Below are 17,325 nucleotides of genomic sequence, written 5' to 3' on the forward strand. Positions count from 1 at the left end.
ACCGATTGCACATAATTGCAATCGGTTTTTTTCATTCTATGGACTTACTACAGGTTCGAGTACAGTTAACGTAAGATTAATTGTATTCATCCTCACACTTGCGCCAAGCGGAATGGCGGCCTTAAAACGGCCATGTGCCGTGGCTACATTACTTAACAAAGGTTTTCCTAAAGGTACAAGAAAATCATCGATTAGTTGATCGTACGAGACCCCATAGGCAGGTTCGCAATTTGTACACTCGCCCATCATAATTCCGATGCAATCCTCAAATTTACCAGCTAGTTTCAAGTGATTTAAATAGCGGTAAATAGTGTTGATAGGTTCATGTGTATCTTCGAGACAGAGAATCTTTCCTTCCGTATTAATTTCAAAGGGAGTGCCCAATGTGTCCACAAATGACGTCAGATTTCCACCTACAATCGGACCTGTTACATCCCCGGAGACTTTGTTCACGAACGGCATGCCTGGCGGGTTTACAATTTCCCATGGTGCAGGTCTGGCTGACGTGGCAGCGAAATATTGATTGAAATTATAAGCCGGGGTTCGAGTGTTGAAATCAAGTAACAGTAAACTTTGAAAAGTAATCAAATCTGAATACTCATAAAGAGCGTTCAGTAAAATGGTTACATCGCTGTATCCAGAAATGATTTTTGGATTTTGCCTGATGACATTAAAGTCCAGGAAGGGAAGAATGCCAGCAACTCCGACTCCTCCTCTGGTTGGTAAAATACAGGTAACGGTTTTATCTTCAAACATCTTCATTAAATCCGATGCCCGTTCTTCAGGAGTTCCTGCTAGGAAACCGTCGGTATCATATACATGATCACCAACAATGACGTTGAAGCCCATATTCTTTAAAGTAGCAATGCCTTCATCAATTCTCTGAGCACTTAATGGACTCCCTAAAGTTACAATCCCTATCGTGTCACCTGCTTGCAGTTGCGGAGGCTTTATGGCCATTTTTATTCAACTCCTTCCAATACACAAATATTCCTCTATTATATGGTTGTGACAAAAAGGAAAGTACTAAAAGTAAAGCAAATTCGTAGGGTTCCACAGACTGACATATGATTTTCGGCTAAAACAGATGTAGAATAAAAGAAAAACAAATGATTGGGTGATTTTATGAAACAAAACATAAAGCTTAAAGTGAAATCTTCTTTTGCAAAAAATATGAAAGCGGGATACCCGCTCATAACGGAAGATGCAATCATCAATATGAAAGATGTAAAAGATGAAGGGACAATCATCGAACTAGTGGATGATCAGCACCGTTTCATTGGAAAAGGTTATTATGGCAAACAGAACAAGGGTCGAGGGTGGATTTTGAGCCATAATCAACATGAAAAATTCGATGCCTCGTTTTTTGAAGAAAAGTTAAAACTGGCCATCGAACATCGGGATTCATTATTCCAGGATACCAAGACGACTGCATTCCGTGTATTTAATGGAGAAGGCGACGGTGTGGGCGGTTTTACAATCGATTATTTCGATGGATACTATGTCATCAGTTGGTACAGTGAAGGAATTTACCAGTTTAAAAATGAAGTGATTCAAGCGTTGTCCAATGTGGTTGACGTGAAAGGTTTGTATGAAAAAAAACGTTTTGCCGTCAAAGGTACTTATATGGAAGATGATGATTTTATTTCGGGAGAAAAGGCTCCTGAACCATTGCTTGTAAAAGAGAATGACATGAATTTTGCAGTATATTTAAACGACGGGGCAATGGTAGGCATCTTTTTGGACCAACGTGACGTAAGAAGAACCATTCGTGATTCCTATTCAAAAGGGAAAAATGTCTTGAATACGTTTTCTTATACAGGTGCCTTTTCAGTTGCAGCGGCACTTGGTGGTGCAATAAAAACGACGAGTGTCGATCTGGCTAATCGCAGTAAAAGCAAAACAATCGAGCAGTTCAGTGTTAATGGTATTGATTTCGAGTCCCAGGACATTATTGTGGAAGATGTTTTTCATTATTTTAAATATGCGGTTCGAAAAGAATTGAAATTTGATTTGGTGATATTAGATCCTCCAAGCTTTGCCCGATCTAAAAAGCATACGTTCAGCGCTGGAAAGGACTATCCAGATTTGCTTATGCAAGCAATTGCCATTACTGAAAAAAACGGTATGATTGTTGCTTCTTCAAACTGCAGTACGTTTGGCATGACCAAGTTTAAAGGATTTATTGATAAAGCGTTTAAACAATCCGGTGAAAAGTATACTATCCGGGAAGAGTTCTCTCTCCCTGAAGACTTTAAAACAATCGAAGAATTTAAAGAAGGAAATTATTTAAAAGTAGTGTTCATTGAAAAACGCTAATCCTCTCAGGATATTTGACTTGAATATTGTTGACTAGATAATGTTTAAATTTTATTGATTAGTGATAAATAAGTCTTGTAAAAAGGAAGTTTATGCTCTCTTCGATTTACGGGATTGATTTGCTTGTAAATCGTAAATGGTAAGGGGGGATAGACATCCCCAGCTATAGATGCAAAAATGTGCTTGAAAAAGCGGATTCCTCTCTTTATGTCGCGAAAGAAAACGGACGTAATCAAGTTGAACTCGCAAAGATGGATGAAATCGGTCCTGCGATGCTCGCAAGGACATAAAGTTTTATAAAATAATAACTGCCCAGGAAGGCTTGTCCTTTCTGGGCAATTTTAATTATGAAAATATCTATTGAGTAGGAAAGGAAAGCCACTAAAACGTTTAAAGAACAAAAAAGTGAATAATCAGATTAAGCCAAATAGTCTAAAAATGTATTGTATATACTTTATACTACAGATAGTATTTAGGTATAAACATCATGAGACGAGGTACACCTTTATGGAATTACTAACAGTGAATTTCCTATTTAATCTATCATTATTAATTGTATTACTTTTTTTCTGTTTGATGTGGGCAGAGAAATCAGATGTAAAGAATAATTTCCGAGAAACAGCTAAGTTATATTTTATCGTTTCTTTGGTGCTCTGTTATGTATTTTCATACCGCTTGACGGAAGATATAGTATTAGACCTGCGAATAGTCCCTTTTATAATAGGGGGACTCTATTTGGGGATAAGTCCGATATTGGGTCTACTGATTATCGTTATTCGTGGATTTTTTGGAATCGATAACGGATTCTATATAGCCGCATTGTTTTACGGAGTAGCCAGTTGGTTTATATGGTATATTTCCCCTTGGTTTTTAAAAAGGTCATCTAAATTCAGAATAATGTTTGCTGTAGGGGTAACTTTTCTGGTCAGTTTGTTTATATTAGTAGGTTTAGAAATTCTGTCCCCGCCAGAACGTTCTTTAGATTTCTGGTTTGCTTATCTTTTTGTACCGCCACTCGGAGTTGCCATGATTTCTTATCTTATAGAAGGTATTAGAAGAAATATTCTTTTGCGACAGCGTTTGGTCAAGGCTGAAAAATTAGAGGCAGTTGAACAGATGGGTGCGGCCATTTCTCATGAGATTCGTAATCCCTTGACGTCTGCCATGGGGTTTGTTCAGCTTTTGGAAGACGATTTACTTGATTTGGATAAACGAAAGCAATATCTCAACATTTTAAAAGAAGAATTGCAATCAGCTGAAAAGGTAATACAGGATTATTTAACATTTTCCAAACCGACCATTGAATCCGTAGAAGTGTTTCAAGTGGAAGAAGAGCTTAATCAAATACTAAAATTGTTGCAGCCTTCTGCTAATTGGTATTCCGTAAGAGTGGAAAGTGATTATAGCTCGTTAAATTACATACAAGGTGATCGTCAAAAATTTCATCAATGTTTTGTCAATGTCATAAAAAATGCGATTGAGTCCATGCCAAACGGTGGTATTTTATCGGTTTCCTCGCGCGCAGATTCTACCCACGTGACGATCAAGATTCAAGATACAGGAATAGGCATGACGAAAGATCAAATAGAGCGTCTAGGTGAACCTTATTATTCAACGAAAGGAGATAAAGGGACTGGCCTCGGTGTGATGGTTGTAAATAGTATTGTCAAAGCTATGAAAGGAACCATACATGTTAAAAGTAAAGTTGGGGAAGGAACTGTATTTACATTTACGTTTCATTTGTATAAGAAAAGTAATCAGAATTCTTCAAGACAAGTCAAGCACCAAAATCTTTATATGTAATGTGTGATAATTTCCATGCCAATCAACGGAAAACTTTTGGTTTACACGATGTAACGAGCCGGGCACCATTCGCGGTCATATTATTCCGAATTCAAGCCCAGTTAACAGCACAATAAAAATCAAGGCCGTTCCCAATTACACGGGAACGGCCTTGATTTTGGATAAGGGCATAACCGGAATATCCAAATTTATGGTTTATAAAAGTTCTCTGTGTAATAGGGTTGATTTTCATCATTAAATGCTACACCCACACCAAGCAATTCAAAGTCGCTTTTTAAAAGATTCTTGCGATGCCCCATCGAATTCATCAATCCTTCATGTGCAAAAATACTGCTGGACTGACCATAAGCTAAATTTTCTCCAGCTACGGAATAATTGATGTTGTCCATCGTCATGCGATCAAAAGGAGATTGTCCTGATAAATTGGTATGACTGAAATAATTATGTTCTGCCATGTCTACACTGTGTTTATAAGCTGTTACTCTGATTTTGGATTCCCATTTTACTGGCGAGACATTGTGGTGAACGCGGGCAGCATTTGTTAAATCGAATAATTGGAATTCAAATCCCTTTTGTAAATCCGCACTTGTGTCACCATATAAAGCACCTTTTTGGTTTTCCATATGCTTTGAAATAATCTGGATTGCTGTGACAGTATTTTTTTCATGGACGTCATAAAAAACAGTCACATAGACATTTTCGATTAAGTAAGTATCCATCTCTCCATCACTATTCAACAAGTATCGGACATTGCCTTTTTGAATGTATTTGATAGGCTTTCCTAATGCATTATGAACAATAGATTTTGGACTGCTCAGTTTGAATCCGTATGAAGTGGAAATCAAGTCATTATTGGTAAATAGCCCATTCACTTGTTGAGACTCATCGAACGAAACCATTAAAAAGTTTTGATAGTCTGTGTGATAGGTATGCCAATCTGAGCCATATTCATTTTTAGTGATGCGCTTCGCCTTGCCCAGCTCGGCATTGACCGATTCCATGCTGTCCCCAATTTGTATGTTATGAACGGCAAATAATCCCTCTGTAGGTGTTGATAATGCAGGCTTTTCGACTTGATTAATGGATGCATACTTCGATTCTCCTGCTTCCAATGTCAGTTTTGCGGGTATGGTAGCCACTTTTTGGGATAAATCAGCAATAATGGGCTGTTCTTTTAAATATTCGTATCCTTTAATTACTTGTGCATCAATCGTATTTAAAAAAGATACATCAACGTATTTGCTGGCTGGTTCTTCCCACAGCGGACTTGTTAAATAAGCTGCAAAAAGTAATGTGAGGATTAATTTTATGTAACCCAAATTTTGTTCCACCCTTATCATCAAATTGTATTCTCGTATTGGAAAATACTTGTTATTTGACAGTATATCCAGCGCGACCTGGATGAATACGTGATAAGTGGGGGTTTCTTTTAAAATAGTCTTTGTTAAACGAGATTGCTCGTTTAATGGAGCAGATTTCCACTTTTATTATCTCTGATGTTGATGGTAATTCCCTCATTTCAATAATAATCAATAATAAACGCTAACTGTCTTAAAATACATTTTGAATAGTAACCTTAAAGGCTTAGAATAAGAGTATTACAGCGAAGAAATTGGGTGTGTGATGGAGTCGATTCTAAAGTATATAGAAGATATGGGCTTTTATATGGTATTAATTTTACCGGTCATTCTAGTGGTTCGTTTCATTCAAAATAAACGCAATAATAAACAATTGAATATCTTACGAGAATGCGGGATTATCTTTTTTTTCATGTTCCTGGCGGGGCTGTTGTCACAGACGATTTTGCCATCAGTGAGCAATCAAGGCGGGAAAGTGCAATTAATTAACGGAGATCATCAAGCAATTAATTTAGAACTTTTTCGCGTCTTGTTTGAAACATATAACGCTATTAAATATTTGAACTTATGGCAACCTTTTTTCATTAATTTCGTTGGTAATATTGCGATGTTTCTTCCGATTGGCTTTTTTCTTCCGTTGTTATGGCAGAAATTCAATCGTGCTTGGAAAGTGATTGGGACTGGACTGCTCCTATCATTGGCCATAGAAATATTACAGTTACCTCAAATGCGCAGCAGTGACGTGGACGATTTGTGGCTGAATACATTGGGAACGGCAATTGGCTATGTCTTGTATAGAAGATTTCCTAAATCGTTCAAAAAATGGTTTAAAAACTAGAGCCATGGGTAAATAACCTATGAATCTAGAAATTAAGGGGTTTGACAGCATGATACCACCAGTAGAAACAAAAATGGATGGAAAGAAAATGACCGTTATCGATGATTTGGTTAAACAAGGTGTATTTAAAGTTGAAGGAAAACAATTATATGAACTATCCCTATATGAATTAATTAAAGAGCATATGGAAAAAGCAGATTAATTAGGTGTCAGAGTAACAGGAGCGGTCCTGTTACTCTGGCTCTTTTTTGTGGGTCTGTTGATATAGGTGCATAAAACAGATAAAAAGTGACATTTAAATTAACTGTGGAAAAATGATATAATTTCACATTGAAGTGAATAATAAATGATTGAATGTGATGTTGGGAAACGAAATGTTTGGGAGGAATTCTCATGAGTCAAACAAAGCGTAAAAAACTTATCAACGATTGGCTGGATGAGGCAACGATTGCTAATATGCAGGAAAAGATGTCTAGCAATGAAATAACTTCTGAGGATTTGGTTTTCATGTATAATTGCGATAAGTAAGTCGATGGATGATTTCCAACTTGATGCCTTGGTCTTTCCTCAAGATCCTGGGTGCTGTAACGGTGTTGCCGCAGATACACCATCCATCACTGTTCCTGCGGATTTTTCGCAGGCAGGAGAACCCTTTGGACTTACCTTATCAGGCAGAGCGTGGAGTGAGGCTTTGCTCATTTCAATGGCATATGCATCCGAACAAAAAGTAATTGCTCGGAGAAAACCGTAATTCACGGTACAATATAAACACAAACTATGTTTTTTGGGAAAAGAGAGTTGATATTACGATGACAACAAATTCATTTTTACCTATATTGCTTGGATCAGATATGAATGCTTATGGAATGGCACGTGCTTTTCACGAAGCCTATGGCTTAAAGCCGCTAGTCCTTGGACGTATGAATTTATCCGCAACACAAGACAGCAAAATCCTGGATTTTCAGGTTATCCCGCGTTTAAATGAACAGGACGTATTCGTTCCGGCACTTATTAAAGTGGCGGGTGAACATACAGACAAAAAGCTTTTGCTCCTTGCATGTGGCGATGATTATGCAAAATTAATCATTAAAAATAAGGAGCAATTGCTACCTTATTTCGCGGTTCCATATATTGATGAAAAATTAATGGATCGCATCGTTCTTAAAGAGAACTTCTATAATATTTGTGAGCAATACGGCTTTGCCTATCCTAAAACGTCATTATGCACATATGACACGAAGGATACGTTTGCAATTGACTTTATGTATCCAATCATCATTAAAGCATCAAACTCTGTAGCGTACTGGAATTGCTCGTTCCCTGGAAAGAAAAAAGTGTTTGTCGCACACGATGAAGCAGAAAAAAACGCCATTATCGAAGCGATCTATAGCTCATCTTACAAAGATAATTTAACGATTCAAGAATTTGTTCCTGGAGACGATTCCTACATGCGCGTGTTAAACGCATACGTTGGGAAAGATGGAAAAGTGAAGCTCATGTCACTTGGAAATCCAATTCTCGAAGAACATTCTCCAGAAGGAATCGGGAGCTATGCGGCAATCATTAATACATTTGATGAGGCATTGCTTGACCGAGTTCGTGTATTCCTGGAAGATATTGGATACACAGGCTTCGCGAATTTTGATATGAAGCTGGATTTGCGTGATGGTGAATATAAACTGTTTGAAATCAACTTGCGAAATGGCCGCAGCAGTTACTATGTAACGGCAAGTGGACATAATTTGATGAAATACGTAGCAGACGATCATATGCTCAATATTCCACAAACATTGACGTATGCGAAGGACAAGCACTTATGGATGATCATCCCTAAAGGTGTATTATTCAAATACGCACAAAACGAGCTGTTGAAAGAAGAAGCCAGGGAGTTAATTGCAGAAGGAAAAGTGACAAATCACTTATTCTACAAAGAAGATTTCAATCCGAAACGTTGGGCGAAATTGACGCTCAATAATTTGAATTACTATCGTAAATACAAAAAATACTTTAATAACAAAGGTTTGTCATAAGTTATGAAGACGAAAATATTAGGCATCATTGGGGGAGTAGGTCCCCTGGCTACGATGTTGCTTGGTGAAATGATTGTCAAACGCACGAAAGCGAAAACCGATCAACAGCATGTCAACATGGTGATTACCAATAATACGGCCATTCCAGACCGTACAACATATATTTTAGATCGATCGAAAGCCAACCCAGTACCTGTGATGATTTCCGATGCTACAAAACTGAAATCTATTGGTGCGGAAGTATTGGCGGTTCCGTGCAATACGGCTCACTCTTTTTATAAAGAGATTCAACAAGGAGCAGAAATTCCTGTATTGCACATGATTAACGAAACGGCAAAACATGCAGCTCAAATTGGTGCCAAAAAAGTAGGAATTCTGGCAACAACAGGTACATTGACGGCTTCTGTTTATCAACTGGCTTGTAAAGAGAGTGGCATTCAACCGGTTGTACCCGATGAGGAAACTCAGAAACTGGTCATGTCAGTTATTTATGATGACGTCAAAGCTGGGCAACCTGTCGATTTTCTAAAATGGCAGCAAATCATCAATCGAATGAACGAATTGGGTTGCGATCATTTGATATTGGGCTGTACAGAATTATCGATTGTCAAAAAAGAACTGAATCTTGATGAAACTTATATTGATTCTCTGATGGTATTAGCTGAAAGTGCCATACTTGCATGCGGCTACGAATTGAATGATTAAACATGCTCTGTCTCCTTCATGGGGACAGGGTTTTTATTATGGGGAAAACGACTGAATATATCAGTAAAAGGTTGAAGATAGTGATTTGTGGTACACTAGGAGCATGTATTTATAAAGGTGGAATAACCCATGACATTTATCGAAAACTTAAAACCAGAACTTCAAAATAAATGGAAATTTGAATATGAAATGCCTGTTCAGTCACAATTAATCCCTAGCATGCTGGAAGGAAAAGATGTGGTGGCACAATCGCCGACAGGATCAGGGAAAACTTTGGCTTATGTATTGCCGATATTGAATCAAGTGAATGGTGCCATTCAAAAAACACAAGCACTTATCGTTGCCCCTTCACAGGAACTATCCATGCAAATCGTTGAAGTATTGCGAGAGTGGACTGCAGATACCGATATTACGGTTGCTCAACTAATCGGAGGAGCCAATATGGCTCGTCAATTGGAGAAATTAAAGAAAAAGCCCACAATTGTTGTAGGAACACCGGGGCGTTTGAATGAATTAATGAAATCAAAGAAACTTAAATTGCACGATATACGACATATTGTTTTAGATGAGGGAGATCAACTATTGGCCCGTGAGCATCGTGGTGTCATTAAAGCGCTTATCGATGGGTCTAATCATGACAGACAGATTGTGGTCGTTTCTGCAACAATCACAGAAGAAATTGAGCTTGTTGCAAGTCGCATGATGAAAGAGCCGATTAGAATTCAAGTTAGTCATGAAGAATTGCCAGCACAAGGAAAAGTGGTCCATTCATTCGTCAAAGTAGAAGAACGAGATAAAACCGATTTATTGCGACGGTTGGCGCACGTAGAAGGCTTACGGGGTCTAGCGTTTGTCAATAATTTAGATCAATTGTTGATGAAAGAAACGAAACTGAAATTCCGTGAAGCAAAAATAGTTGCATTGCACTCAGATATGAAAAAAGAAGAACGTAAGCAGGCATTGGCTTCTTTCCGTAAAGGCGAAGTAAGCATACTGATTGCTACAGATATTGCAGCACGAGGTCTTGACATTGAAGGATTGACTCATGTCATTCACGTCGATGTACCGCACTCAATTGAACCTTATCTGCACCGTTCAGGTCGAACAGGTCGTGCTGGTGCTGACGGGGAAGTATTGTCTTTATTAACCTACAAAGACGAAAAGAATTTTAAAAAATGGACGAAAGAATTGCCTTCAAAACCCGTTCAAAAGGTATGGGATCAAGGTAAATTGATTGAAGGGTCCTCAAAAACGGTGCAACAAAGGGGGAAAAAGAAATGACATTTGAAGAGAAACTAGCCGAATATGCAGATTTGGCAGTTCGCGTTGGAATCAATGTCCAGCCTGGTCAATATGTATTGATTAATACAACGACTGATACCCTAGATTTTACGCGTTTGGTTGTGAAGAAAGCATATGAAGCTGGAGCAAAGCGTGTCCATGTGAATTTCTCAGATGGACCGACAAATCGTGCTTTTTATGAGTTGGCACCAGATTCCGCTATGCACGAATTTCCTGCATGGATGGTTACACAGCGTGAAGAATTGATCGATCAGCAGGGTTCTTTGTTGTGGATTGATGCAGAAGATCCTGATTTATTGGCTGGAATTCCTGCCAAACGCATTTCCGATCAACAAAAAGTGGCGGGCCGTGCATTGGAAAAATATCGCGCTTCCGTCATGTCAGATAAAATTGCTTGGTCGATTGTAGCTATACCTTCAGAGATGTGGGCAGCCAAAGTATTCCCGGATTTGCCAAAAGAAGAGCAGTTATCCATGCTATGGGAAACGATTTTCAAAACCGTACGCATCGGAGATGGAACTGCAGTTGATCAATGGAAAACACATATTCGCGATTTGGAAGCCCGTGCAACAGCTTTAAATGATAAACGTTTCAAAAAAATCATTTATAAAGCACCAGGCACGGATTTGATAATCGAACTGCCGGATAAACATATTTGGATGTCCGGTGCCAGCAGAACACCTAACAGAACAGCGTTTATAGCGAATATGCCGACTGAAGAAGTGTACACTGCTCCATTAAAATTTGGTGTGAATGGCTATGTCCGTAATACTAAACCATTTGTATATCAAGGTAATATCATAGACAAATTTACGTTAACATTTGAACAAGGAAAGATCGTGAAGGCTGAGGCTGAAGTAGGGAATGACTTATTGCAGCAACTCATTCAACATGATGAAGGCTCTGCTTATTTAGGGGAGTTGGCATTGGTACCTCATGAATCACCGATTTCATCTTCTGGAATTTTGTTCTATAACACATTATTTGATGAAAATGCCTCTAACCATTTAGCAATTGGCGAAGCGTATCCAACATGCGTTGAAGGTGCACGGGACTTAGAAGAAGCACAGCTTCGTGCTTTAGGATTAAATACATCAATCACTCATGAAGATTTCATGATAGGCAGTGCTGAAATGGACATTGATGGCGAATACGAAGATGGTACAAGAGAATCGATTTTCCGCAAAGGCAATTGGGCATTTTAAGGTGATGTCATGATTATCAAAAAACTAACTGTCGTGTTGTTCAGTCTGGGCCTGTTTTTAGTGCCATTACAGACAAGCGCTCAAGTAATTGGACCAGTTTCTTATGTGGCTCTCGGTGACTCACTTGCGGCTGGTCAAACCCCGACACGTGGAATTGATACTGGTTACAGTGATTTAATTGCCCAAGAAATTGCGAGAAATCAACCACTGGCCTTCTACTCAAAAGATTTGGCGTTCCCAGGATTTACGAGCACTGATGTGTTGAAGCGAGTCCAATCGAAAGAAGCAAAATCTTTGCTACAAAATGCAAATCTCATCACGATATCTGCTGGAGCAAACGATCTTCTGAGATTAATAAAATCAGATCCAAAATCAGGCTCACTGTCATTTCAGCAAATCCCAGCAGACTATTCTTTGAACAATGTACGAAAGAATATGAAGACCATGCTTACAGAGCTGAAAAAGATTGCACCAAAAGCGGAAGTGTATGTAATGGGGTATTATTTTGCCTATCCGCATGCCCGTGACTCACAAAAAGTCGGTACTGCGAAACAACTGAATCGATTGAATCAAATTTTGGCAAACGTGGCAAAAGAAGCGGGTGTGAAATTTGTATCTGTGGAAACTGCATTTGGAGATCAAGCCACTGGCAAAGTACCGAACCCTGCTGATGTGCATCCGAATGCTGAAGGATATAGAGCCATGGCTAACAGCTTTTTCAATGTCTATGCTAAAGGTGGTATGCAGGTATTGGCAGGGGAGATTCCTCCTGCAAATCCACTGAGCTTCGAACAGATTATGAAAGACCGTCAAGGAGCAAAGGCAACGGTAGCTGGTGATGAATCTGCCGCACTGCCATCATCATTTTTGGATAAAGATTATATTGCCGTATCTGAAATGAAAACGATGATATAAAAAAAGTTGGAACTCAGATTAATGAGTTCCAACTTTTTATTTGCGTGGATATGTTGTTGTTGTGGAGCGGTTTCTTGAATCCAATACTTTTTTTACGATTGGAATAATAATTGGCGCAAACTTTACAGCTGTCTTAACTAAGTTACCGATTCTCATGTGTATCGCTCCTGTCAGTATTGAATATTAATTTAATTCCCGTAAAGAGCCTAAGGTAAACCTATTGCAGTACTTTAATTCCTTGGATGATATTCCAGATCAGTACAATAAGATAAAGAATACCGTACACTGCAATAAACAAGAAAGGAAGTCCTGCAGTCAGGAAGTTAAATGATGTGCTAGGCTCTACAGTGCCATCAACTGTCGTGCTGAATACTGCGATTGAACCAATCACTAATACAATGAACCCGACAATTCCGAGCACCACGGGAATCAAGTGTGACAGAAGAGAGCGTTTCGCATGATACTTAACCTCAGCTGTCGGTGAAACGAAATATACGATTAATGGCAATAAGAATGGAGCGAATAAAATACTGAAATAACACAAAGCGGATAATATACGTTGATTATCCATTAATACTCCTCCTTTAATGCTTACTGCCATTTAATACGTTACAACATTAATAGAGGTTTCAAATCAATGCATATTTCGTTAAAATGTCTGCATATTGCTCAACGGATGATATCAATACATACTCTCCTGGTCCGTGCCAGTCGTCTCCGCTTGGTCCGAACTCAATTGCTCCAGCACCAGTTTTTGCATAGTAACGTGTATCCGCAGCTCCATGCTGCCCGAATAACACAGCCTCTTTTTGTGTTACTTGTGCTATAACACCAGCAAGAGATTGAACAAAAGCATTATCTTCGGTAGTTGTAATGGCGGGTGTTTTACCGCCAGGTTTGACAATGTTTTTGGGGTTAATAGATTGAGCAAGTTCAGTCATTTCTTCAATAATATCTTCCCATTTTTGTCCTGGCACAAAGCGAATATCGTAGTTAACTAGGCATTCATCAGGTACGACATTATATCGATCGCCCGCCTGGATTTTAGCCAAGTTAATGGAAGGATATTCGTAATATGGATTGCTTGCTTTCGTAAATGGTAGTGTCTTTAATTGTTCATTAAATTTAAAGGCTGCTTCAATGGCATTCGTTCCTTCCCATGGACGGGATCCGTGGGCAGCTTTTCCGAATAAAGTGACATCCGCATGCAGAATTCCTTTCGATTGAACACTAAGTTTCAGGTGAGTTGGTTCTCCGCAAATGACAAAGTCACCTGAGCGACCAATTTCTACAAGATGACCGGATGTTTTACTTCCACCCGTTTCTTCATCCGTTACAATATGTAAAACAATGCGTTGCTTAAGTTCTTCCCTTGCAGAATAAGTACGTCGGAACGCTTCCATCATGGCTGCCACTCCAGCTTTCATATCTGCGGATCCACGACCATACAAGCGGTCGCCTTCGATAACGGGATTGAATTGCTCGATTTTTCCAGGTACTACATCCACATGGCCATTCCATACGATGGTTGTGAGACCTTGTCCGATTTCAGCGTGAATCATCAATCGGCCTTCATTTTCAAGAACTTCATGTGTTATTTCATGACTATCGAGCCATTTTGAACAAAATCGAAGTGCTTCGTTGGCACCTTCTTCTGTATCACTTTTAATTGCTACCAAATTTTTCAATAACTCGATCATATAACTTCACATCCTCATTAAATTTTTATATTCAGTATACATACAGCTGTTCCAAAAGTCACAGAACAAACGAAACCCTCTTGCTTCTCTTTCCCTCTTTAGTTACAATTAACCCGTAATATCAAAATTAGATGTATTTACCACAAGGGGAGCCTGTAATGGCTGAGAGTGAGCGAGGAACGTTCTAACCCTTTGAACCTGTAAGTTAATGCTTGCGCAGGGATGTGGATAGAAACCGACTCCAACGACGTCAGGCTCTGTCCCTGAGGTCGTTTTTTTATGGTTTTTTTCACCCTGACATGCGATTTGCAGTACATCGCAAAAGGAGGAAGAAAGATGAATCGAAGTAAGTTGTTATTATTAATTGAAGTGGCTATTTTTGCAGGAATCGGATTGGTATTGGATATGCTTTCTATTAACTTATGGTTCCAGGGCGGATCTATTAGTCTTGTCATGGTACCAATCGTATTGATGGCTATTCGATGGGGGCTTGCGGGAGGTTTGAGCACGGGTCTGATTATTGGGGTCCTTCAAATTTTAGCGGGAAGAGCTTATATTTTATATCCTGCCCAAGGTTTCCTGGATTATTTCGTTGCGTTCACAGTTGTTGGCTTAGCAGCACTTGTCAGACATAAAGTAATACAAGCAAAAAATGAGCAGCGTAAAGGAAAAATGATTACTTATATCGTATTGGGAGCTGTTTTTGGTGGGCTCTTCCGGTTCTTTACACATGTAATCGCAGGAGTTATTTTCTTTTCAGAAGCTGCAGAAGGCAAGAACGTTTGGATTTATTCGCTCGTATATAACGGCGGTTATATGATTCCTTCCATTATTTTGACAGCAATTGTGTGCTCCATCATTTTCGTTGCTGCACCACGTCTTATTGAACATCGCAATAATGTTTGATTTATAGGTGTGTCTTTATTGAGTGGAATCATCTATGTTTGTAGCAAATGGACAGAATTGGTTTTGAATGAACAAAAACCATGTATAAACCCTGTATGGGTTGTTTTTAAAATTCGGCCGATGACGCAATTCCTCTATCGCGCATACTTTACTAGAGGTTTACCAAATGTTCAGAATGATTTTGGTAAATGGGAAAGCATCTTTTCTTGTGGTATAGTATGGGGTAGATAATTTGAGGAAGAAAGGGTTTAACGAATATGATTGCAAAAACTACTGAAGACTTTGAGTCGTTAAAAACTATCGGTCGCATCGTTGCAGAAATTCGCGATGTAATGCGAGATGCAACAAAACCAGGTGTCACGACAAAAGAACTTGATGAGATCGCTGGCCGTATGTTTAAAGAAAAAGGAGCTATTTCTGGTCCTAAAGGGGAATACGATTTCCCTGGATTTACATGCATCAGTGTCAATGAAGAAGTTGCTCATGGCATTCCCGGTTCACGTGTCATCAAAGATGGAGACCTAGTGAACATCGACGTATCCGGATCATTTAATGGCTATTTCGCAGATACGGGAATTTCATTTGTAGTGGGTGAAGGCTACGCGAAGAAAGAAAAGCTATGTACAGTAGCTGAAAGTGCATTTAACCGTGCAATGTTGAAAGTAAAGGCTGGTGCTCGGTTAAATCAAATCGGCAAAGCGGTGGAACGTGAAGCGAAGCAAAATGGATTAACTGTCATTATGAACTTAACTGGACATGGTATCGGAAAATCTCTTCATGAAGCACCCCAGCATATTTTGAATTACTTTGATGCATGGGAACCTACCATCTTAAAAGAAGGTATGGTTTTGGCAGTTGAGCCGTTCATTTCAGAAAAAGCGGAACATATCGTGGAGTCTGGTGACGGTTGGACTTTCTTGACTCCGGATAAATCATTAGTTGCACAGATTGAACATACGGTCATCGTTACTAAAGATGCGCCAATTCTTATTACGAAAATCGATTAAATAATGCGAAAGACCAACTGCTATGAACGCGCAGTTGGTCTTTTTTTAATAAATAGGATGCCCGCTAGCATGACTGCACATAAGAAAAGAGCAGCTGTAGAGACAAGAAGTTCTTCGAAACCATTTCGGACCGCAATTCCGATATAAGCCCAAATAAAGACAAATACATATGCGATATCAAAATGGTGGAAACGAATATGTAGTGCGAGTGCTGTTCCAACAGTCATCATGATGACTGCCCACAGGGGGTCACTCAATCCCCATCCATTCCACTGATATAGAGTTAGGACATAACTAATATTCGTAATCGTTGCAACACTGATCCATCCCAAATAAATTGATATTGGTAAGCGACCAGTAAGAAGGTTATCGGATACTGGATAAGTACGATAAAGTAAAATTAGTGTAATTAGGAATGCAATCATCACGACAACCGTAAATAAGAAATATTCATAATGCCATAAATAAATCCATGCCACATTAAAAATGCAACTGATGATAAACAGATTTGAGCGCTTTATATAGGTAGCGTCTATATCTTTACTCTTCTTCCACATGCCTATCAACCAAATGATCATCAATACATAAATAACGGACCAAATTGAAAATACATAGCCGGCCGGTGTAAATAGTACAGGAAGACGATTGGAAATTTCACCAGTTGTTTGATTGTTAATTGGTAAAATATTTGCCAATGCATTGAAAGTAATCACACCAATCAGTGCGATGACCATTAGTGCGAAACGAACCACAGCATTCACCTCCTATATATTAGTATAACGTCAGTCCAAAGCAACAACAAATTTCTATTTACCAAAAATTCCTTTAAAATGAAGTTTAAGAGAGATTGGAGGTCTCTGGATGCACGTTCGTTTAAATGATTTACAAATGAATCAACAATATGAGAACAAGAAAGATTATAAGAAAGAATTAAAACAGCTCCAATACGAAATGTTAAACGTTCAACAATATTTATACAACCAAAAAGTGGGCTTGATTCTGGTTTTTGAAGGAATGGTTGCGGCATATGGAACAGGCTCCGTGGATTATCGTTGAAGCGAATAATAAGAAATATGCACGCACGGTTGTTTTAAAAAGAATTCTGGAACATATTATGCAAGTGTGCATAGAAAAAGGCATACCCATTGCAAAACTACAGAACGATGTTTCGCAAGGCGAAGAAGCATGATATAATAGCGTAGTATTTTCGGAAAATTTAGAAAGACATGGGGGAAAG

General features: G+C 38.8%; 19 protein-coding genes and 1 riboswitch. Of the genes, 14 read left to right on the forward strand and 5 right to left on the reverse strand.

Features of this window, described 5'->3' with window-relative positions:
- Nucleotides 1–36: 36 nt before the first annotated feature.
- A complete protein-coding gene (locus AC1DSK_RS07950; RefSeq protein ID WP_477548246.1) occupies nt 37–960 on the reverse strand; it encodes a S66 peptidase family protein in 924 nt (307 codons plus the stop codon).
- A 165-nt stretch (nt 961–1,125) separates the two neighbouring features.
- On the opposite strand from AC1DSK_RS07950, the gene AC1DSK_RS07955 reads away from it, so the two are divergent.
- Both AC1DSK_RS07955 and AC1DSK_RS07960 read left to right on the forward strand, forming a co-directional pair.
- Nucleotides 1,126–2,319 carry a class I SAM-dependent rRNA methyltransferase gene (locus AC1DSK_RS07955; protein WP_477548245.1) on the forward strand — a complete coding sequence of 398 codons (1,194 nt, stop codon included), beginning with the start codon at nt 1,126–1,128 and terminating at the stop codon, nt 2,317–2,319.
- A 507-nt stretch (nt 2,320–2,826) separates the two neighbouring features.
- The gene (locus AC1DSK_RS07960; RefSeq protein WP_477598158.1) at nt 2,827–4,122 is read left to right on the forward strand and encodes an ATP-binding protein; all 1,296 of its coding nucleotides are present in this window, start codon (nt 2,827–2,829) and stop codon (nt 4,120–4,122) included.
- 188 nt (nt 4,123–4,310) lie between these two features.
- Here the strand turns inward: AC1DSK_RS07960 and AC1DSK_RS07965 are convergent, their stop codons facing one another.
- Nucleotides 4,311–5,441, reverse strand: coding sequence for a CAP domain-containing protein (locus tag AC1DSK_RS07965; RefSeq protein ID WP_477548243.1), 1,131 nt, complete (start codon nt 5,439–5,441; stop codon nt 4,311–4,313).
- Between the two features lie 304 nt (nt 5,442–5,745).
- Here AC1DSK_RS07965 and AC1DSK_RS07970 point away from each other — a divergent pair, with 304 nt between their 5' ends.
- The 8 genes from AC1DSK_RS07970 to AC1DSK_RS08005 all read left to right on the forward strand — a co-directional run bounded on the left by AC1DSK_RS07970 (nt 5,746) and on the right by AC1DSK_RS08005 (nt 12,475).
- On the forward strand, nt 5,746–6,318 hold the full coding sequence (locus tag AC1DSK_RS07970; RefSeq protein ID WP_477548242.1) for a VanZ family protein: 573 nt from the start codon (nt 5,746–5,748) through the stop codon (nt 6,316–6,318).
- A 49-nt stretch (nt 6,319–6,367) separates the two neighbouring features.
- Nucleotides 6,368–6,520, forward strand: a complete 153-nt coding sequence (locus AC1DSK_RS07975) for a Fur-regulated basic protein FbpA (protein ID WP_477531997.1) — start codon at nt 6,368–6,370, stop codon at nt 6,518–6,520.
- Between the two features lie 191 nt (nt 6,521–6,711).
- The gene (locus tag AC1DSK_RS07980) at nt 6,712–6,846 is read left to right on the forward strand and encodes a hypothetical protein (protein ID WP_477548241.1); all 135 of its coding nucleotides are present in this window, start codon (nt 6,712–6,714) and stop codon (nt 6,844–6,846) included.
- 281 nt (nt 6,847–7,127) lie between these two features.
- Nucleotides 7,128–8,348, forward strand: coding sequence for a carboxylate--amine ligase (locus AC1DSK_RS07985; protein WP_477548239.1), 1,221 nt, complete (start codon nt 7,128–7,130; stop codon nt 8,346–8,348).
- A gap of 3 nt (nt 8,349–8,351) precedes the next feature.
- Complete coding sequence (cuyB, locus tag AC1DSK_RS07990; protein WP_477548238.1) at nt 8,352–9,053, forward strand: cysteate racemase; 702 nt, start codon at nt 8,352–8,354, stop codon at nt 9,051–9,053.
- Between the two features lie 129 nt (nt 9,054–9,182).
- Nucleotides 9,183–10,334, forward strand: a complete 1,152-nt coding sequence (locus tag AC1DSK_RS07995) for a DEAD/DEAH box helicase (protein WP_477548237.1) — start codon at nt 9,183–9,185, stop codon at nt 10,332–10,334.
- Nucleotides 10,331–11,560, forward strand: a complete 1,230-nt coding sequence (locus tag AC1DSK_RS08000) for an aminopeptidase (RefSeq protein WP_477548236.1) — start codon at nt 10,331–10,333, stop codon at nt 11,558–11,560. The genes AC1DSK_RS07995 and AC1DSK_RS08000 overlap by 4 nt, the downstream gene beginning before the upstream one ends.
- A 9-nt stretch (nt 11,561–11,569) precedes the next feature.
- Nucleotides 11,570–12,475 (forward strand): SGNH/GDSL hydrolase family protein, encoded by a 906-nt coding sequence (locus tag AC1DSK_RS08005; protein WP_477548235.1) that lies wholly within the window; start codon nt 11,570–11,572, stop codon nt 12,473–12,475.
- A gap of 217 nt (nt 12,476–12,692) precedes the next feature.
- On the opposite strand, the gene AC1DSK_RS08010 is transcribed toward AC1DSK_RS08005, so the two are convergent.
- Together AC1DSK_RS08010 and AC1DSK_RS08015 are read right to left on the reverse strand one after the other, a co-directional pair.
- Nucleotides 12,693–13,046 carry a magnetosome magnetite crystal formation protein family gene (locus AC1DSK_RS08010; RefSeq protein WP_016429268.1) on the reverse strand — a complete coding sequence of 118 codons (354 nt, stop codon included), beginning with the start codon at nt 13,044–13,046 and terminating at the stop codon, nt 12,693–12,695.
- Between the two features lie 58 nt (nt 13,047–13,104).
- Nucleotides 13,105–14,175: a M20 family metallopeptidase gene (locus tag AC1DSK_RS08015; RefSeq protein ID WP_477548234.1), complete on the reverse strand. Its 1,071-nt coding sequence runs from the start codon at nt 14,173–14,175 to the stop codon at nt 13,105–13,107.
- A 135-nt stretch (nt 14,176–14,310) separates the two neighbouring features.
- Nucleotides 14,311–14,415, forward strand: a riboswitch (TPP riboswitch).
- A gap of 96 nt (nt 14,416–14,511) precedes the next feature.
- Here AC1DSK_RS08015 and thiT point away from each other — a divergent pair.
- Nucleotides 14,512–15,081, forward strand: coding sequence for an energy-coupled thiamine transporter ThiT (gene thiT, locus AC1DSK_RS08020; RefSeq protein ID WP_477548233.1), 570 nt, complete (start codon nt 14,512–14,514; stop codon nt 15,079–15,081).
- A gap of 257 nt (nt 15,082–15,338) precedes the next feature.
- Complete coding sequence (gene map / locus AC1DSK_RS08025; RefSeq protein ID WP_477548232.1) at nt 15,339–16,088, forward strand: type I methionyl aminopeptidase; 750 nt, start codon at nt 15,339–15,341, stop codon at nt 16,086–16,088.
- Between the two features lie 20 nt (nt 16,089–16,108).
- Here map and AC1DSK_RS08030 read toward each other — a convergent pair whose 3' ends face one another.
- A complete protein-coding gene (locus tag AC1DSK_RS08030; protein ID WP_477548231.1) occupies nt 16,109–16,840 on the reverse strand; it encodes a TspO/MBR family protein in 732 nt (243 codons plus the stop codon).
- 109 nt (nt 16,841–16,949) lie between these two features.
- On the opposite strand from AC1DSK_RS08030, the gene AC1DSK_RS08035 reads away from it, so the two are divergent.
- A complete protein-coding gene (locus AC1DSK_RS08035) occupies nt 16,950–17,144 on the forward strand; it encodes a hypothetical protein (RefSeq protein WP_477548230.1) in 195 nt (64 codons plus the stop codon).
- Nucleotides 17,116–17,277, forward strand: coding sequence for a hypothetical protein (locus AC1DSK_RS08040; RefSeq protein WP_477548229.1), 162 nt, complete (start codon nt 17,116–17,118; stop codon nt 17,275–17,277). Before AC1DSK_RS08035 ends, AC1DSK_RS08040 begins: the two co-directional genes overlap by 29 nt.
- The last annotated feature ends 48 nt before the right edge of the window (nt 17,278–17,325 follow it).

Source organism: Paenisporosarcina sp. P4_B8, assembly GCF_056402175.1.

Excerpts from the sequence above, each read along its gene's own strand:
- AC1DSK_RS08015 (WP_477548234.1), bottom strand. The coding sequence starts at position 14,175 with ATGATCGAGTTATTGAAAAATTTGGTAGCAATTAAAAGTGATACAGAA.
- AC1DSK_RS08035 (WP_477548230.1), top strand. The coding sequence starts at position 16,950 with ATGCACGTTCGTTTAAATGATTTACAAATGAATCAACAATATGAGAAC.
- AC1DSK_RS08005 (WP_477548235.1), top strand. The coding sequence starts at position 11,570 with ATGATTATCAAAAAACTAACTGTCGTGTTGTTCAGTCTGGGCCTGTTT.
- AC1DSK_RS07970 (WP_477548242.1), top strand. The coding sequence starts at position 5,746 with ATGGAGTCGATTCTAAAGTATATAGAAGATATGGGCTTTTATATGGTA.
- AC1DSK_RS07995 (WP_477548237.1), top strand. The coding sequence starts at position 9,183 with ATGACATTTATCGAAAACTTAAAACCAGAACTTCAAAATAAATGGAAA.
- AC1DSK_RS08000 (WP_477548236.1), top strand. The coding sequence starts at position 10,331 with ATGACATTTGAAGAGAAACTAGCCGAATATGCAGATTTGGCAGTTCGC.
- AC1DSK_RS07985 (WP_477548239.1), top strand. The coding sequence starts at position 7,128 with ATGACAACAAATTCATTTTTACCTATATTGCTTGGATCAGATATGAAT.
- AC1DSK_RS07975 (WP_477531997.1), top strand. The coding sequence starts at position 6,368 with ATGATACCACCAGTAGAAACAAAAATGGATGGAAAGAAAATGACCGTT.
- AC1DSK_RS08040 (WP_477548229.1), top strand. The coding sequence starts at position 17,116 with ATGGAACAGGCTCCGTGGATTATCGTTGAAGCGAATAATAAGAAATAT.
- map (WP_477548232.1), top strand. The coding sequence starts at position 15,339 with ATGATTGCAAAAACTACTGAAGACTTTGAGTCGTTAAAAACTATCGGT.
- AC1DSK_RS07960 (WP_477598158.1), top strand. The coding sequence starts at position 2,827 with ATGGAATTACTAACAGTGAATTTCCTATTTAATCTATCATTATTAATT.
- cuyB (WP_477548238.1), top strand. The coding sequence starts at position 8,352 with ATGAAGACGAAAATATTAGGCATCATTGGGGGAGTAGGTCCCCTGGCT.
- AC1DSK_RS07980 (WP_477548241.1), top strand. The coding sequence starts at position 6,712 with ATGAGTCAAACAAAGCGTAAAAAACTTATCAACGATTGGCTGGATGAG.
- thiT (WP_477548233.1), top strand. The coding sequence starts at position 14,512 with ATGAATCGAAGTAAGTTGTTATTATTAATTGAAGTGGCTATTTTTGCA.
- AC1DSK_RS07950 (WP_477548246.1), bottom strand. The coding sequence starts at position 960 with ATGGCCATAAAGCCTCCGCAACTGCAAGCAGGTGACACGATAGGGATT.
- AC1DSK_RS07955 (WP_477548245.1), top strand. The coding sequence starts at position 1,126 with ATGAAACAAAACATAAAGCTTAAAGTGAAATCTTCTTTTGCAAAAAAT.
- AC1DSK_RS08010 (WP_016429268.1), bottom strand. The coding sequence starts at position 13,046 with ATGGATAATCAACGTATATTATCCGCTTTGTGTTATTTCAGTATTTTA.